The organism is Streptomyces sp. NPDC045287 (assembly GCF_056432325.1).
This window is the reverse complement of the sequence record NZ_JBWKJG010000004.1, coordinates 471,773-487,796: the sequence shown is the minus strand read 5'-3', so window position 1 is coordinate 487,796 and position 16,024 is coordinate 471,773. Positions and strand designations below refer to the sequence as shown.

14 protein-coding genes are annotated in these 16,024 nt (G+C 73.5%); 10 read left to right on the top strand and 4 right to left on the bottom strand.

Annotation, left to right across the window (positions count from 1 at the left end; all coding sequences use genetic code 11):
- Both AC07D6_RS10470 and AC07D6_RS10465 read left to right on the top strand, forming a co-directional pair.
- Positions 1 to 1,492: ATP-binding protein (locus AC07D6_RS10470; protein ID WP_479043283.1), on the top strand; the 1,492-nt coding region annotated here is incomplete at its 5' end.
- Positions 1,493 to 1,556: 64 nt separating this feature from the next.
- On the top strand, positions 1,557 to 3,182 hold the full coding sequence (locus AC07D6_RS10465) for a class I tRNA ligase family protein (protein WP_479043282.1): 1,626 nt from the start codon (positions 1,557 to 1,559) through the stop codon (positions 3,180 to 3,182).
- A gap of 122 nt (positions 3,183 to 3,304) precedes the next feature.
- On the opposite strand, the gene AC07D6_RS10460 is transcribed toward AC07D6_RS10465, so the two are convergent.
- Positions 3,305 to 3,472, bottom strand: a complete 168-nt coding sequence (locus AC07D6_RS10460) for a hypothetical protein (protein WP_479043281.1) — start codon at positions 3,470 to 3,472, stop codon at positions 3,305 to 3,307.
- Between the two features lie 337 nt (positions 3,473 to 3,809).
- Here AC07D6_RS10460 and AC07D6_RS10455 point away from each other — a divergent pair, with 337 nt between their 5' ends.
- Complete coding sequence (locus tag AC07D6_RS10455) at positions 3,810 to 4,793, top strand: helix-turn-helix transcriptional regulator (RefSeq protein WP_315880728.1); 984 nt, start codon at positions 3,810 to 3,812, stop codon at positions 4,791 to 4,793.
- A 571-nt stretch (positions 4,794 to 5,364) separates the two neighbouring features.
- Here the strand turns inward: AC07D6_RS10455 and AC07D6_RS10450 are convergent.
- From AC07D6_RS10450 to AC07D6_RS10440, 3 genes are all read right to left on the bottom strand, one after another.
- On the bottom strand, positions 5,365 to 5,808 hold the full coding sequence (locus AC07D6_RS10450) for a hypothetical protein (protein WP_479043279.1): 444 nt from the start codon (positions 5,806 to 5,808) through the stop codon (positions 5,365 to 5,367).
- A gap of 77 nt (positions 5,809 to 5,885) precedes the next feature.
- Positions 5,886 to 6,158 (bottom strand): hypothetical protein, encoded by a 273-nt coding sequence (locus AC07D6_RS10445; protein ID WP_479043278.1) that lies wholly within the window; start codon positions 6,156 to 6,158, stop codon positions 5,886 to 5,888.
- A gap of 80 nt (positions 6,159 to 6,238) precedes the next feature.
- Positions 6,239 to 7,354: a pyridoxal-phosphate dependent enzyme gene (locus AC07D6_RS10440; RefSeq protein WP_479043276.1), complete on the bottom strand. Its 1,116-nt coding sequence runs from the start codon at positions 7,352 to 7,354 to the stop codon at positions 6,239 to 6,241.
- 206 nt (positions 7,355 to 7,560) lie between these two features.
- On the opposite strand from AC07D6_RS10440, the gene AC07D6_RS10435 reads away from it, so the two are divergent.
- The 7 genes from AC07D6_RS10435 to AC07D6_RS10405 all read left to right on the top strand — a co-directional run bounded on the left by AC07D6_RS10435 (position 7,561) and on the right by AC07D6_RS10405 (position 15,708).
- Positions 7,561 to 9,138 (top strand): S8 family peptidase, encoded by a 1,578-nt coding sequence (locus AC07D6_RS10435; RefSeq protein WP_479043275.1) that lies wholly within the window; start codon positions 7,561 to 7,563, stop codon positions 9,136 to 9,138.
- A gap of 344 nt (positions 9,139 to 9,482) precedes the next feature.
- A complete protein-coding gene (locus tag AC07D6_RS10430) occupies positions 9,483 to 10,574 on the top strand; it encodes a DUF4190 domain-containing protein (RefSeq protein WP_479043273.1) in 1,092 nt (363 codons plus the stop codon).
- A 186-nt stretch (positions 10,575 to 10,760) separates the two neighbouring features.
- A complete protein-coding gene (locus AC07D6_RS10425) occupies positions 10,761 to 11,516 on the top strand; it encodes a GntR family transcriptional regulator (RefSeq protein ID WP_479043272.1) in 756 nt (251 codons plus the stop codon).
- Positions 11,517 to 11,743: 227 nt separating this feature from the next.
- Positions 11,744 to 11,923, top strand: a complete 180-nt coding sequence (locus AC07D6_RS10420) for an SPOR domain-containing protein (protein WP_315880721.1) — start codon at positions 11,744 to 11,746, stop codon at positions 11,921 to 11,923.
- 27 nt (positions 11,924 to 11,950) lie between these two features.
- Entirely contained in the window at positions 11,951 to 12,367 is a 417-nt protein-coding gene (locus AC07D6_RS10415) for a (deoxy)nucleoside triphosphate pyrophosphohydrolase (protein ID WP_479043271.1), read from the top strand.
- A 221-nt stretch (positions 12,368 to 12,588) separates the two neighbouring features.
- Positions 12,589 to 13,017: an ATP-binding protein gene (locus AC07D6_RS10410; protein ID WP_479043269.1), complete on the top strand. Its 429-nt coding sequence runs from the start codon at positions 12,589 to 12,591 to the stop codon at positions 13,015 to 13,017.
- Between the two features lie 147 nt (positions 13,018 to 13,164).
- On the top strand, positions 13,165 to 15,708 hold the full coding sequence (locus AC07D6_RS10405) for a SpoIIE family protein phosphatase (protein ID WP_479043267.1): 2,544 nt from the start codon (positions 13,165 to 13,167) through the stop codon (positions 15,706 to 15,708).
- The last annotated feature ends 316 nt before the right edge of the window (positions 15,709 to 16,024 follow it).

Here is a 16,024-nt window from a genome sequence, read left to right as displayed (position 1 = left end):
GGGGTTGGCGCAGGCGTTGAAGGACAACGGCGTGCCGATCGTGGGCACCTCCCCCGAGGCCATCCACGCCGCCGAGGACCGCGGCGCCTTCGGCCGCGTGCTGGCCGAAGCCGGGCTGCCCGCACCCAAGTACGGCACCGCCTTCTCCTTCGAGGAGGCCGCGCGCATCGCCACCGAGATCGGCTACCCGGTGATGCTCCGCCCCTCGTACGTGCTCGGCGGGCGCGGCATGCAGATCGTCTACGACGAGCCGTCCCTCGCCACCTACCTGCGGCAGCACGCCGGGCTGATCGCCGACCACCCCGTCCTCGTCGACCGGTTCCTCGATGATGCGATCGAGATCGATGTCGATGCCCTGTACGACGGGGAGGAGTTGTACCTCGGCGGGGTCATGGAGCACATCGAGGAGGCCGGTATCCATTCCGGTGACTCGGCGTGCGCCCTGCCGCCGATCACGTTGGGTGGGTATGACATCAAGCGTCTGCGTGCTTCCACCGAGGCGATCGCCAAGGGCGTGGGGGTGCGGGGGCTGATCAACATCCAGTTCGCGATGGCCGGGGACATCCTCTACGTGCTGGAGGCCAACCCGCGCGCTTCGCGGACGGTGCCCTTCACCTCCAAGGCGACGGCGGTGCCGTTGGCCAAGGCCGCCGCTCGGATCTCGCTGGGCGCGAGCGTCGCCGAACTGCGCGCCGAGGGGTTGCTGCCCAAGACGGGTGATGGGGGTGAGTTGCCGTTGGACGCGCCGATCTCCGTCAAGGAGGCGGTCATGCCGTGGTCGCGGTTCCGTGACATCCACGGCCGGGGCGTGGACACGGTGCTGGGTCCGGAGATGCGTTCCACCGGTGAGGTCATGGGCATCGACTCGGTCTTCGGTACCGCGTATGCCAAGTCGCAGGCCGGGGCGTACGGTCCGCTGCCGACCAAGGGGCGGGCGTTCATCTCGGTCGCCAACCGTGACAAGCGTTCGATGATCTTCCCGGCGCGTGAGTTGGTCGCTCACGGTTTTGAGTTGCTGGCCACGTCCGGTACCGCCGAGGTCCTCAAGCGCAACGGCATCAACGCCACCGTGGTGCGCAAGCAGTCCGAGGGCGAGGGGCCCGGTGGGGAGAAGACGATCGTCCAGTTGATCCATGCCGGTGAGGTCGACCTCATCGTCAACACTCCCTACGGCACGGGCGGCCGGCTGGACGGCTACGAGATCCGTACCGCCGCCGTGGCCCGCGGCGTCCCGTGCCTGACCACGGTCCAGGCACTCGCCGCAGCCGTCCAGGGCATCGCGGCGTTCCGGAGCCTCCCGGGAGAAGTCCGGTCGCTTCAGGAGCACCACCGCGTCGTCCGCCGGGACCAGGACCCGGGCGCCGCGCGGCACGCGGACCGGGTGGTCCTGCCGCCGCAGTCGCAGCCCAGCACCCTTGTCGAGCTGGAGACGGCCCTGGGCCTCGCCCCATCGCCGCAGCTCCGTGAGGAGGCAGCGCTCGGCACGCGCTGAGTCACCGTCGCCTCAGCGCGCCACCCCTTCCCCGTCTGCCGCACCTCCCCGGGAATCCCCTGCCATGAACACGTATGTCGTCACCAGTGCTCCGCCGAGCCCCGACACCGACCCGCACCTCGGCCGGTTGGCCGGCTCGTTCCTCGGCGCCGATGTGCTCACCCGTCATCTGCGCCAGCGGGGCCACCAGGTGCGGTACGTCGGCTACTGCGACGAGCACTCCACCCGAGTGGCGTCCCGCGCCGCCAAGTCCGGAGTCACACCCCACGCCCTCGCCAGGGTCGTCGGCGACCGGATGGGGGACACCCTCACACTGGGCGCGATGCGCCCCGACTGGTTCACCCGGCCGCTCGCCGACTTCGCGCACGCCCACTGGGTGCGCCGGTTCTTCCTCGCCCTGTGGGAGGCGGGCGCGCTGGAAGTGCGGGAGTTCCCGGCCCTCCGCTGCGTTCCCTGCGACCGGTACCTGCACGAGGCCGATGTGCGCGGCAGTTGTCGGCACTGCGCGGCACCCGCCGACGGAGCGTGTTGCGGGTCCTGCGGACTCCCGCAGGACCCGGAGGGGCTCGTCGACCCGCGATGTACCGACTGCGGGGCGGTGCCCGACACCGTCGCCCAGCGCCGGATCGCCTTCCCGCTGGAGGGCTACCGCGAGCAGCTCGCCGCGTACCACGACAAGGCGTGGGGCGCGGCCGAGTGGCGGCCCCGGCCCCGCGCCTTCCTGGACCGGCTGATGGCCGCCGAACTGCCCGTCGTCCCGGTCAGCAGAGTGGCGGACCACGGCATCCCGGTGCCGCTGCCGGGATGGGAGGAGCACGTCCTCGACACGGGGTTCAGCGGCATCTGGGGGCTGGTCGCGGCCACCGAGCGGCTGGCCGAGGCGTACGGCGAGCGGAACGTGGCGCTGCCGCTGTGGGCCGACCCGGCGACCCGGATCGTCGCCTTCACCGGGGTCGACCAGATCTTCGCGCACGTCGCGCTGTGGCCCGCGCTGCTCCTCGCCGAGGGCACGCTGGGCCTGCCCGACCAGGTGGTGGTCAGCGAGACCGTCCAGCCGAGGAACGCGCAGTCGGGCGCCGTGTGGGACGGCGACTTCCTGCGCCGGACGAACGCCGACGCGCTGCGCTTCCACCTCTGCCTCACCGCCGCCGAGGGGGCGGAGAGCGAGTTCTCGCTGAGCGAGTACGCCGACACCGTCACCACCGTGCTGGCCGGCGGCCTGGAGACGTGGACCGACACCGTACTGGACCTGCTCGCCGAGGACTTCCGCCGCACCGTCCCCGCGGCCGTGCCGGCCGGCCCGATGACCATCGAGAGGCGCGACCTGACCCGGCGGATCGCGGACGCGCTCGGGACCGAGGCGTACTCGCCGCTGCGCGCCGCGGAGGACCTGGCCACCGCCGTGGAGAGGGCGCTGATCGACGTGCGCCGGCTGCGGTCGCTCCGTGAGGCCGGGCGGGGCCGGGAGTACGCGGCGGGGCTGACCGCCCACGTCGAGCTGCTCGCCGCGTTCACGGTGGCGGCAGCGCCGCTGATGCCCGGCTGGTCCGCTTTCCTCGCCGGGGAACTGGGCCTCGCCGTGGACCAGGAGTCCCGGCTGCCGGTCTGGGCCGACGAGGACGAGCGTCTCATTCCGGCCGGGACGGTACTGCCGGAGGCGGTGCCGGTGTACTTCCACGAGCAGTGGTGAGGGAGAGCGTGGACGACCCGCGACGGCCCAAGGTCACCGCACCCGGCACGGGGTGCGGTGGCCTTGGGCCGTCGTGACGAGGTCAAGGACCTCCCCACCAGGGGACATTCCCCGTCAGGGGGTCATCCCCAGATGGGCTCGTTGTCGGGCGCGGCGGGCGCGGCGGGCGTGACCGAGGTGGTGGACGCGACCGGGCCGTCCTGCTGGTCTGCGACGGCGGACGTGCTGCCCAGGGCGACGAGGGCGAGGGCGGCGGCGGTGACAGTGGCGGCGACGGCGGCGCGAAGCATGCGGAATCCCTTATTCACTGGGTGACGAATCGTTACTGCCGGTGTTCCCCGGCGGAACCGATACTGCCGTCGGACCGCATGTGCCAACAGGTGGATCGCCTGGCACGAACCGCCCAGGCACAACCGTGTCACCCGGAGCCCCGGCGTCCGCACGTTGGACGCTCGTTGCAAGGCCGCGATTCGGTCCCTGACACTGCTTGTGGCGCGAATGAACAACGTCAACTGGGCTGCGCTGCCGGATAATGAGAGCTCCGTACAACTCGGGGCAGCGACCGCCGACGGCGCCGGTCCGTACCGCCCGCGGCAGCGCTGTGACTCGTGTGGGGGAACTGTCCACGTGCTGACTCCGTTCGGACTCACAGAAGGGGCCGACCGGCTCTACCGGTTCGTCCTCGCCCAGCCCGGGTGCGACACGGCGAAGGCCGCAGCGGAGTTCGGCGGCTCGGCGCAGGCGCTGGACGAGGCGCTCCAGGAGCTGACGCGGCTGGAACTGCTCGCTTCGGACGGGACGGACAGCGGCCAGCTGTACGTCGTGAACCCCAAGGCCGCCCTCGACACGCTGCTCGCGTTCCAGCAGGCCGAGATAGCCGAGCGGAACCGCACGCTGGCCCGCAGCCAGGCCGCCGCCGAGATGCTGCTCGCCCAGTACGCCGCGCAGCACGGCGGCGAGGAGGAGCCGGAGGTCGAGCACCTCCGCGGCGCCGAGGCGGTGCGGGCCCGGATGACCGACCTGGTGCCCACCATGCACAAGGAGTCCCTGGCCTTCGTGCCCGGCGGCGCCCAGGCCCCGGAGGTGCTGGCGGCGAGCGAGGTGACCAGCGCGGAGCCGCTGGCACGCGGCGTGCGGATGCGCTCGGTGTACCTGGACTCCATACGCAACGCCCCGGGCACCCTGGAGCACGCCCAGTGGCTCACCGAACGCGGCGCGGAGGTCCGTACCGTACCGGCGCTGCCCATGCGGCTGTGGATCAAGGACCAGGAGCTGGCGATGGTGCCGATCGACCCGGCCGACAGCGCGGCGGGCGCGGTACTGCTGCGCCAGCCCGGCGCGGTGGCGGCGTTCCTCGCGCTGTTCGAAGCGGTGTGGGCGTCGGCGGTCCCGTTCGGTGAGGCCCCCCGGCGCAGTCTGGAAGACCCCGGCTCGCAACCGCGCGAACTGCTGCGCCTGTTGGCGCAGGGGTACACGGACGAGGCCGCGGCCCGCCGCCTGGGCATATCCCTGCGCAGCGAACGGCGCCTGATATCGGAGCTCATGGAGAAACTGGACGCCCAGAGCCGCTTCCAACTGGGCCAGCGCGCGGTCGAGAACGGCTACATCTGAGCGCGGTCGGCTTCGCGCCCCCGACCCCCATCGCCCAGGCCCTCATCGCCCAGGCCCTCATCGCCCCGGCCCTCCGCGCACCGCGAGGCCGGCCCCGGCCCGGACACGCCCCGCGCCGCGCCGCCCGGGAAGAACGGCCGCCGACGCGGCCGGCCCGGCCGCCCGCCCGGGTACCGCCCCCCCTTCCGGTTCACGCCTCCGCAGGCGGAAGCCGTGCGCGGGACGTCCCGTCGCCGGATCGGCCGGTACCGGATGCCGTGAACGGCGGAGCCGTGTCCGGCGTGGACGTCCCGGACCACCGACCCCCGCCGCCGATCGTGCGGACGGCCCGGCGGGCGCCGGCCCGCAGGCGACGGCGCCCGGGCCGGGACCACGGCTGCGGCGATGCCGGAGCCGGGAGGGCCGCCCTCCAGCGCGGTCGGCCCTCCAGGACGGTGGGCCCTCCAGCGCGGTCCGCCCTCCAGCGCGGTCCGCCCTCCAGCGCGGTCGGCCCGACCAGGACGCGCGGTGCCGTGTCGTGCGGGACCTCGTGGAGCTCCGGCCCGCGCCTCGGACGGAAGGGGGACGGTGCTCACTGCGCGCCGGCGGCTCCCCCCTCGTGGTCTCGATCGGGATGCCGGGCGCCGGGTGCCGAACGGGCCAGGTGGGCGGCCAGTTGTTCGCGGGTGGTGGACGGGTCGGCCACGAGGGCGGCCAGGGTGTCGTCCGCCAAGGGGGTCGTCGCCACGGCGGGGCAGCGGTGGCAGGCGGCGGCGCCCGTCTGGTGCCACCACGTGCAGTGCGCCCGCAGGTGGCAGCGGGGGACCGGGGCGGGGTCCGGGGGCGACGGCAGGGCCAGCACGCGGTCGGCGAGGCCGCACTCCGCGCCGACGCGGTGGGCGCACTCGCTCACGCAGTGGGACGCGAACCGCAGGACCCGGGTGGGCGGCACGCCCTCCGGAAGGGTGCGGACGACCTCCGCCGCGGCGATCGGCTCCGCCAGGTAGGCGACTTGGCCGTCCGGCCCCGAACGCACGCCGAGGACCACGGATTCCGGGCGGTCGGGTGCACCGCTGGGGCACCACCGGACGGCGGGTTCCTCCGCGCCCATCGTCAGCAGGGCCGCGTGCCGGTGCCGGACCGGGGGGCGAGGTAGCCCACCACGTTGCCCTCGGCGGCGACGCCGCCGCGGCTCGCCTCCTCCTCGACGGCCCGGCGGAGGCTCTCCGCGAGCTGTTCCGGGGTGGTGATCCGGCCAACGGCCGGGCGGTCCGCCGACGAGGCCGCCGGTGCCGGTGCCGCCGACGCCGTCGTCACGGAGGCCGCCGCCAGACCGGTGGCCAGGGCCGCAGCCGCCGCGGCGGAGCGCAAAGTGGACTTCTTCATCCTCAACTCCCTTAAGGAACACCGGAATTCGAGCACACTCCACCGTGCCCGGTGACGTGCGTCACGGCAAGATTCCCGACTCACTCCGCAGCCGCGAGCCCCGTCTTCGCCCCCGCCCCGCACAGCGGGACCACCGTCCCGCCCCGCGGCGGCTCCGCCATGACCGCCGCCCAGCACGCCGCACCGGTCGGCTCGACGAACAGACCGCGCCGCGCCAGGTCGAGCTGGGCATCCCGGATCCGGTCGTCGGCCACCGTACGGAACGCGCCACCCGACTCCCGCACCGCCCGCAGGATCTGCCGGGCGCGCCGCGGGTGCGGGACGGCGATGCCCTCCGCCAGGGTCGGCGCGGGCGGTACGGGCTCCGCGTCCGCCGCTCCCGCCGCGAACGCCCGCGCCAGGGGCGCCACCGGCCCCGCCTGGACCGCCACCAGCGGCGGACGCCGCTCCACCAGCCCCGCCGCCAGCAGCTCGGCGGTCGCCAGGGCGGCGCCGAGCAGCAGCGTGCCGTTGCCGACCGGGACGACGAGCGTGTCGGGGAGGCGACCGCCCAGGTCCTCCCACAGCTCGTACACGTACGTCTTCGTGCCGTGCAGGAAGTACGGGTTGTCCGCGTGCGACGCGTAGAACACGCCCGGCGCGCCCGCCGCGGCGCGGGCCGCCCGCGCCGTCGCCTCCCGGCCGCCCGGGACGACTTCCAGCCGGGCTCCGTGCGCCCGGATCTGCTCCAGCTTCTTCGGTGAGGTGCCCTCCGGCACGTACACGGTGCAGTCCAGCCCCGCCCGCGCGCAGTACGCGGCGACCGCCGTGCCCGCGTTGCCGCTGCTGTCCGCGACGACCCGGTCCGGACCGAGCCGCCGGGCCAGTTCGACGAGGAGCGCGGCGCCCCGGTCCTTGAAGGACAGCGTCGGCATCAGGTAGTCGAGCTTGGCCGACACGGTGTCCGTGAGCCGGACGAGCGGGGTGCGGCCCTCGCCGAGCGAGACGTACGGGTCGGAGAGCGGCAGGGCCTCCTCGTAGCGCCACAGCGAGCCCACCCGGCCGGCCAGTGCGCCGAGCGGTACCGGAGAGGCGGTGAAGTCCAGGTCCCAGGGGCCGCCGCAGCGGGGGCAGCTCCAGGTCAGCGAAGAAACGGGGGTTCGCACTCCGCATTCCTGGCAGCTGTACCGAGCATCCTTCAGCATGCCGGCCAGCATGACAGTTGTGTGGCACACCTGTTAACGGCTGTTCAGCACCCTTGTGGGATTCCTATGGATCGGCCAACCTTTCGCGTGGCAGACCAAGGTGGGCGGCGCCGCGCACCCCGCGGCGTCCTCCGTCGTGCATGCGGATGACAGGGGTTGTCATGCACCTGCCGTAACACCCCCACAGCAGCGCACCACCGATGAGGAGGATCCCTCACATGCCCGTGATGCGTACGTCGCGACGCAGAGTCGCCGCAGTCGGTGCGACAACCGTCGCCGCCCTCGCCCTCGGCACCCTCTCCGCCCACCCGGCCACCGCCGCCGGCTCCGCGCAGGAGGGCGTGATCCAGTACGCCGACGCCCCCAACGCCGTCCAGGGCAGCTACATCGTCACCCTCGACGAGTCCGCCGCCGACTCGGACGCCGCGTCCGGCAAGGCGGTCGCGGCGCGGTACGGCGCGAAGATCAAGAAGACGTACACCGCCGCGCTGAACGGCTACGCCGTGACGCTCTCCGAGGAGCAGGCGAAGAAGCTCGCCGCGGACCCGGCCGTCGACTCCGTCGTCCAGGACCGCGTCTTCACCATCAGCGGCACCCAGACGAACCCGACGTGGGGCCTCGACCGCATCGACCAGCGGAACCTGCCGCTCGACCGGAGCTACACGTACCCGGAGCCGGGCGGCGACGGCGTCACCGCGTACGTCATCGACACCGGCGTCCGCATCACCCACAGCGACTTCGGCGGCCGCGCCTCCTACGGCTACGACGCCGTCGACAACGACAACACCGCGCAGGACGGCCACGGCCACGGCACCCACGTCGCCGGCACCGTCGGCGGCACCACGTACGGCGTCGCCAAGAAGGCGAAGATCGTCGGCGTCCGCGTCCTCAACAACCAGGGCTCCGGCACCACCGCCCAGGTCGTCGCCGGCATCGACTGGGTGACCCGGAACGCGGTCAAGCCGGCCGTCGCCAACATGAGCCTCGGCGGCGGCGCGGACACCGCCCTCGACACCGCCGTGCGCAACTCCATCGCGTCCGGCGTCACTTACGCCGTCGCGGCCGGGAACGACAACAGCAACGCGTCGAACTACTCGCCCGCCCGCGTCGCCGAGGCGATCACGGTCGGCGCGACGACCAACTCCGACGCCCGCTCCAGCTTCTCCAACTACGGCAGCGTGCTGGACATCTTCGCGCCGGGCTCGTCGATCACGTCGGCGTGGAGCACCGGTGACACCGCCACCAGCACCATCTCCGGTACGTCGATGGCCTCCCCGCACGTGGCGGGCGCAGCCGCCCTGTACCTGGCCAACAACCGGTCCGCCACCCCGGCCCAGGTCTCCTCGGCGCTGACCTCCGCCGCCACCACCGGCGCGGTCACCAGCCCCGGCACCGGCTCCCCGAACCGCCTGCTGTACGTCGGTGACGGCGGCACCACGCCCCCGCCGCCCGGCTCCCGCTTCGAGAACACCGGCGACTACACGATCAGCGACCTCGCCACCGTCGAGTCGCCGGTCACCGTCACGGACGTCCCGGGCAACGCCCCGACCGGCCTGAAGGTCGAGGTCAACATCCAGCACACCTACATCGGTGACCTGCGCGTCGAGCTCGTCGCGCCGGACGGCACCGCCTACACGCTGAAGGACCACGGCACGGGCGGCAGCACCGACAACATCAACACCACGTACACCGTGAACGCCTCCTCCGAGGTCGCGAACGGCACGTGGAAGCTGCGGGTGAGCGACAACGCCCGCTACGACACGGGCAAGATCGACTCGTGGGCGCTGCAGTTCTGACGCTCCGCGGGACCTGATTCGACAAGGGCGGTCGCCGGTCCCGGCGGCCGCCCCTCCGCGTACCCGCCGCTGCCCCCCGACCGGACGCGGCCACCGGCGACGGGACGCGGGCACCGGCACCGGACTCCGGCCGCGGGGGAGGCGGGCCGTGGGGCCGGTCAGCCCGGCGAACCACCCCCGGGAGCAGCCCCGTTGCCACGGGCCGCCGCCCGCCGGCCCGGCAGACGGCCGCCGCCCGGCCTGCCCGGTTCGCCGGCCGCATTAGGACCCCTGCCCCGCACCGCGTACGATGCGCGCCGCTCATACGTTTGTTCGTTCCGCCCCCCGACAGGAGCACCGTACCCGTGTCATCGTCCCCGCAGGGCTGGCCCGCGCCGCAGCAGCCCTACCCGCCGGTGCCCCCGCCGCCCGGGGCGCCGTACCCCCCGGCCGCCACCAACGGCCTGGCCATCGCCTCCCTCGTCACCGGCATCGTCTGCCTCGTGCCGCCGCTCGGCCTGGTCCTCGGCGCGGTCGCGCTGGGCCAGATCAAGCGCAAGGGCCAGCGCGGCAAGGGCCTCGCGATATCCGGCATGATCCTGTCGCTGGTCAGCACGCTGCTCGTCGCGGCCGGTTTCGCCCTGGGCGGCTTCAAGGAGTTCGCGGACGGCGTCCGCGAGGTGAAGGAGGACGTCGCCAGTACCAACTCCGCGTTCAGCCTCCGCACCGGCGACTGCTTCAACCAGCCCGGCGGGACGGCCGACCAGCAGGAGGTCGAGACGGTCAAGAGCGTCGACTGCGCCAAGCCGCACGACGCCGAGGTGACCGGCACCTTCCAACTGACCGGCAGCGCGTACCCGGGCGTCCCGGCGATCGAGAAGCAGGCCGAGGAGCGCTGCCTCAAGATCAGCGATCAGTACGCGCTCGACTCCTGGGCGGTGCCGGAGAACGCGGTGACGTTCTACTACCACCCCACCGAGGACAGTTGGCGGCAGATCAAGGACCGCACGGTGACGTGCGCGTTCGCCGCCGAGAAGGGCAAGCTGACCGGCTCGCTGCGCGCGGACGCCACCACGCTGGACGCCGACCAGGTGGCGTACCTCAAGGCGATGAACGCCCTCGACGCCGTGCTCGTCACGGAGCCCGAGGGCGACCCGGAGACCGCCCTCGACGCCAACGTCACCTGGGCCGGTTCGGTCGAGAAGGCCCTCGGCGGCTCGATCGCCCAGTTGAAGGGCCACGCCTTTCCCGGCGCCTCCGCCCAGCCCGTCGCGGAGGTCGTGAAGGAGCTGGAGAAGGCGCGCGGGCACTGGGCGAAGGCCGCGAAGGCTCCCGACGCCGACACCTTCTGGATCCACTACGAGCCCGGTTACGACGCCCTGCCGCTCGACCTGGGCAAGGACGCGCGCGCCGCGCTGAAGCTCTCCACCAAGGCGCCGGCCGAGCCGACCGACTGACGCGGCCGCACGGCAAAGGGTGTTCCGGGGCGCACGACGGCCGCCGTCGTGCGCCCCGCCCGTGGCGGGCCCGAGGTGCCCCGCCAAACAGCAGGCATCACTTCGAGTGAAGCCCTGGCCCATGCTTGCGGAGGGAACTCCCGGTTGTCAGGCTGTCGCTGTCCGTCAACCTGATGGGAGTGGCCCGTGACATTCGGCGAGCAGCCCGCCTATCTGCGCGTGGCGAGCGATCTCCGGCAGAAGATCGTCAACGGCTCGCTGCCCCCGCACACCCGGCTGCCCTCCCAGGCGCGCATCCGCGAGGAGTACGGCGTCTCGGACACCGTCGCGCTGGAGGCGCGCAAGGTCCTGATGGCCGAGGGCCTGGTCGAGGGCCGCTCCGGATCCGGTACGTACGTGCGGGAGCGCCCCGTGCCGCGCCGGATCGCCCGCTCCGGGTACCGCCCGGCGCACGGGTCGGTCGACCCGTTCCGCCAGGAGCAGACCGCCGAGGGCGCGCGGGGCACGTGGGAGTCCAACAGCGAGCAGGAGCGGGCGCCGGCGCCGGTCGCCGCCCGGTTGGACATCGCGCCCGGCGACCCGGTGATGCGCACGCGGTACGTCTTCCGGGACGGCGGCGAACCGATGATGCTCTCCACGTCCTGGGAGCCCCTCGCCATCACCGGGCGCACGCCCGTCATGCTCCCCGAGGAGGGGCCGCTGGGCGGCTGCGGGGTCGTCGAGCGCATGGCCGCGATCGACGTCGTCGTGGACAACGTGGTGGAGGAGGTGGGCGCGCGCCCCGGCCTCGCGGAGGAACTGCTGGCGCTGGGGGGAGTGCCGGGGCACGTGGTGATCGTCGTGGAACGCACGTACTTCGCGTCGGGACGGGCGGTGGAGACGGCCGACATCGTCGTCCCCGCCGACCGCTACCGCGTCGCGTACCACCTGCCGGTGCGCTGAGCGCGGAGGGCCCGAGGGGGCGGAGGGCGGCGCTGGTTCGCGGTGGTTCGTGGGGGCGTACTCGGACGAGTGCGCCCCCTCTTCCTGTGGGATTCCTGGCCGGATCCGTATCTCTTTGTGCAAATGCGTATCCGCTGAGTGAAGGTCAGGCGTAAGCTCAGGCATATGCGGATTGCGGTTTCGGCGGAATCCATCGACACAGGCGACCGGGCGGGGGTAACGGCGTAATGCCCGACAGCGGTACGACTCTTCTCTGGCAGGTCATCCGGCAGGACGGCAACGGCAACCACTACCGGGTCGGCCAGTACGCGACGCGGGACGAGGCGCAGAAGGTCGCCGACAGCCTCGACGCGCGCGGCCACCGGCAGCTCTACTGGGTGGAGCGGATCGGGGAGCCGGCGCACTGACTCCCGCGGGCGGATACGCTCCGGCGCATGACGGATCGTGTGGTGGTCGCCGGAGCCGTGTACGACCGGGGGCGGCTGCTCGCCGCGCGCCGCAGCGCGCCGCCCGAGCTGGCCGGCCGCTGGGAGCTGCCCGGCGGCAAGGTGGAGCCGGGCGAGGGCCCGCGTGAGGCCCTCGTGCGCGAGCTGCGCGAGGAACTGGGCATCGAGGCGGAACCGGGGAAGCGCGTTCCGGGTGCCTGGCCGCTCGGACGCGGCTACGTGCTGCACGTGTGGACGGCCCGTGTGCTCTCCGGCGAGCCCCGGCCCCTCCAGGACCACGACGAACTGCGCTGGCTGACCCGCGCCGAATGGGACACCGTCGACTGGCTGGAACAGGACGTCCCCGCCGTCGTCGAAGCCCTCCGCCACCTCCCCGTCGCGGACGCCGACCCCCCGCGCCCCTGACCGTGGCCCCTGCGCGCCCCTGACCGCAGCCCCCGGTGCCCCCTGATCCCGGCCGACCGCGGCGCGCGGTCCGCCCGGCGGCGCGCGGTCCGCCTCGCGGCGCGGCGTCCCGAACGTCGGTTATGTGCCGCTTTGCCCCTGGAATCGGGTGCGGGCTCTTGCAATCGGATGCGGGGCTCTCTTCTTGGTTCCCTTGGCCTCCTCGGTCCGGGGAAGGGGAAGTGATCGGCGTGGGCGACACCGGTGGCGCGTGCGCCCGGTGGACCCTCCCCGGACGACTCGACCCCGTGCGCACGGCCCGCCGCGCCCTCCGTGACACCCTGCGCGACCGGCGGTTCGGCGCACCCCTCGGTGGCATCGCCGTCCTCCTCGTCGGCGGGCTCGTGACCGATTCCCTGCGGCACGCCCACGGCGCCGTCTGCCTGCGCGTCAGTAGCCTCCCTGCGTCCCACGACCCCCTCCCGTGCCACCCCGCCCTCCTCGTCGAGGTCTCCGATCCGGTTCCGGATCCGCCCCGCGCCCGCCCCGCCGACCCCGGCGACGAGGGGGGACGCGGGCTCCGGCCCGCCGCCCGCTCCCCCTGCCATCGGGGTACGAAGAAGAGCCAGAGGGGCAAGACCGTGTGGTTCGAGCCGTGCCTGCCGGGTTAGAAGAGGTAAGGGACAACGATCACTCCGGGGCCGGCTCAAAACGAACGAGACCACCCTGTGATCGTGAACGGCGTGCCGACGGGGGCCGTAGTGCTGAATACTGCGGGAATGGCCGGTCCGGTGCGGTGAGCTGGAGGGGACGGTCGCGTGAGCGAGATACCTGGGACGGCGGACGGCGTCGTGTGGCAGAGCAACCCACCCGGTTCGATCTACGACTACATCGGAGTGGCGTCGTTCTCCATCGGCCCCGACGGGCTCGTCGACCAGTGGAGCCTGCGCGCCGCCGAGATGTTCGGCATCCCTGCCGAAGAGGTCAGGGGCATGGACCCCGTCGAGGTTTTCATCCCCGCCGAGCTGCGGTCGCGCGGCCACCGCAAGGTCGCCGAGATCCTCGACGGCAAGGAGTGGACGGGCCTCGTCCCCTTCCGCGTGCCCGGGGAACGACGCGTGCGCGGCCTCGCCGAGGTGTACGTCATGCCGAGCGAGACCGAGTACGGCGAACGCGGTGCCGTATGCATCGCCGTGGACGTACGCGCCCTACGCCGCATCGAGACCGACTTGGCTTCCTCACAGGCGATATTCGGCCAATCTCCGTTCGGCTTCCTCCTCTTCGGTACGGACCTGACGGTCCAGCGCGCCAACCAGCGCTTCGCCACCGTCTTCGGCGGCACCGCCGAGGACCACCGCGGCCGCACCGTCCACGACTACCTCTCCCGCCCCGAGGCCGACCGGATGACCGCCGCGCTCCGCCGCGTCCTGGAGACCGGCGAGGCCGTCACCGACCTGGAGATCGTCGGCACCGCCCCCGGCTCCACCGACCGCCGCCACTGGTCCGTCAACCTCTACCGCGTGCACAGCGGCTCCGGCCGCCCCATCGGCGTCGCCGGGCTCAGCACCGACGTGACCCGCCGCCACAACGCCGCCCGCGAGGCCGCCAGCGCCCGCCGCAACCTCGCCCTCCTCAACGAGGCGACCGCCCGCATCGGCACGTCCCTGGACCTGGAGACCACCGCCCGCGAACTCCTCGACGTCGCCGTCCCCGGCTTCTGCGACCTGGCCGCCGTCGACCTCTACCAGGGCCTCCTCAGCGGCGACGAGGCCCCGCCCGGTCAGGCGGGCGGGCGCACCGCCCAGCTCCGCCGCGTCGCCTTCGCCAGCGCCGTCTCCGACGCGCCGCCCCTCGTCGGCCCGCCCCCCGCCGCCCCCGACTGCTGCGAGACCGGGCCCACCCTCGTCGGATCCGTCCACCGCTTCCCGTTCCACTCGCCCTGCGCCACGGCCCTGCGCACCGGCCGCCCCGTCCTCGTCCCCGCCGGTGACGGCGGCCTCGTCCACTCCACCCTCGCCGTGCCGATGGTCGCCCACGACACCGTCGTCGGACTCGTCCAGTTCTCCCGTACGAAGGGCAGCGAACCGTTCGGCGAACGCGACCGGGCCCTCGCCGTCGAGCTCGCCGCCCGGGCCGCCGTCTGCATCGACAACGCCCGCCTCTACCGCCGTGAACACGAGCGCGCCCTGATCCTCCAGCGCAGCCTCCTCCCGCCCGGCGACCCGGAGGCCGCCGGACTGGACATCGCCTGCCGCTACCTCCCCGGCAACGCCGCCACCGAGGTCGGCGGCGACTGGTTCGACGTCATCGACCTGCCCGGCCACCGCACCGCCCTCGTCGTCGGCGACGTCATGGGCCGCGGCCTGCGCGCCGCCGTCGCCATGGGCGAACTCCGCACCGCCGTAAGGACCCTGGCCCAGCTCGACCTCGAACCGGCCGAGGTCCTCTCCCACCTGGACGAGATCGCCCGGGGCCTCGGCGCGCCCATCGGCGCCCAGTCGTCGCGCGCGGCCCACAAGCCGCGCGGCCCCGAACTGTCCGAGGTGTACCTCGCGACCTGCGTGTACGCCGTGTACGACGCCGTCACCCGGCGCTGCACGTTCGCCAACGCCGGGCACCTGCCGCCCGTGCTGGTCGCGCCCGGCGAGGAGGCGCGGCTGCTCGACGTACCGCCGGGCATGCCGCTCGGCGTCGGCGGGGAGCCGTTCGAGGAGGTCGAGGTCGAGCTGCCCGAGGGCGCGCTGCTGTCCCTCTACACCGACGGGCTCGTCGAGTCCCGCAACCACCCCCTGGACGAGGGCCTCCAGGCGCTCCGGCAGGCCCTCACCGGACCCGAGCGTCCCCTGGAGGACGCCTGCGACCACGTCCTGGGCACCCTCGACACCCGCCACGGCCAGGACGACATCGCGCTGCTGATGGCCCGGGTCCGCGGACTGCCCGCCGAGGCGGTCGGCGACTGGCGGCTGCCGCGCGAGCCCCGGTCCGTGGGGCGCGCCCGGGAACTGGCCCGCGCCCAGCTCACCGCCTGGGAGCTGGAGCCGCTGATCGACACCGTCGAACTGCTCGTCAGCGAACTCGTCACCAACGCCCTGCGCTACGGCGAGGGCGAGATCAGGCTGCGGCTGCTGCGCGACCGCACGCTCGTGTGCGAGGTGTGGGACGCGGGCCTCGTCCAGCCCCGCCGCCGCCGCGCCCGCGACACCGACGAGGGCGGCCGGGGGCTCCAGCTCGTCGGCCTGCTCAGCGCCGGCTGGGGCTCGCGGCGGACGCCCCGCGGCAAGACGGTCTGGTTCGAACTGGCCCTCCCCGACGGAAGGGCGGCGGCGGAACCGACGGTGGACCAACTGCTGAGCATGTTCTGACGGCTCGGGCCCTGACGGCACGGACCTCCACGGCTCGGGTCCTGACGGCGCGGACCCCGACGGCACGGGGAGCGGCCCCTGCGGACCGCGCGGGCGGGAAGAGGGGCGCGCCCGTGGTCCGCCCGTGGAACCGGAGGGGCGTGCGGCAGATGCGCTGACCTCGGAACCACTCGCCGTCGTCCCTCTCCACGCGTGTGGTGCGCGGCGCCGCTTCCCGGGCCCCATCCGTCGCGGGAGGCCCCTCTCCGCTCTCCGCGCGCGTGGCGCGGGCGGACGAGATCGGTCCCCGCGAAGTCCAGGGGCACCCGCGCACGGT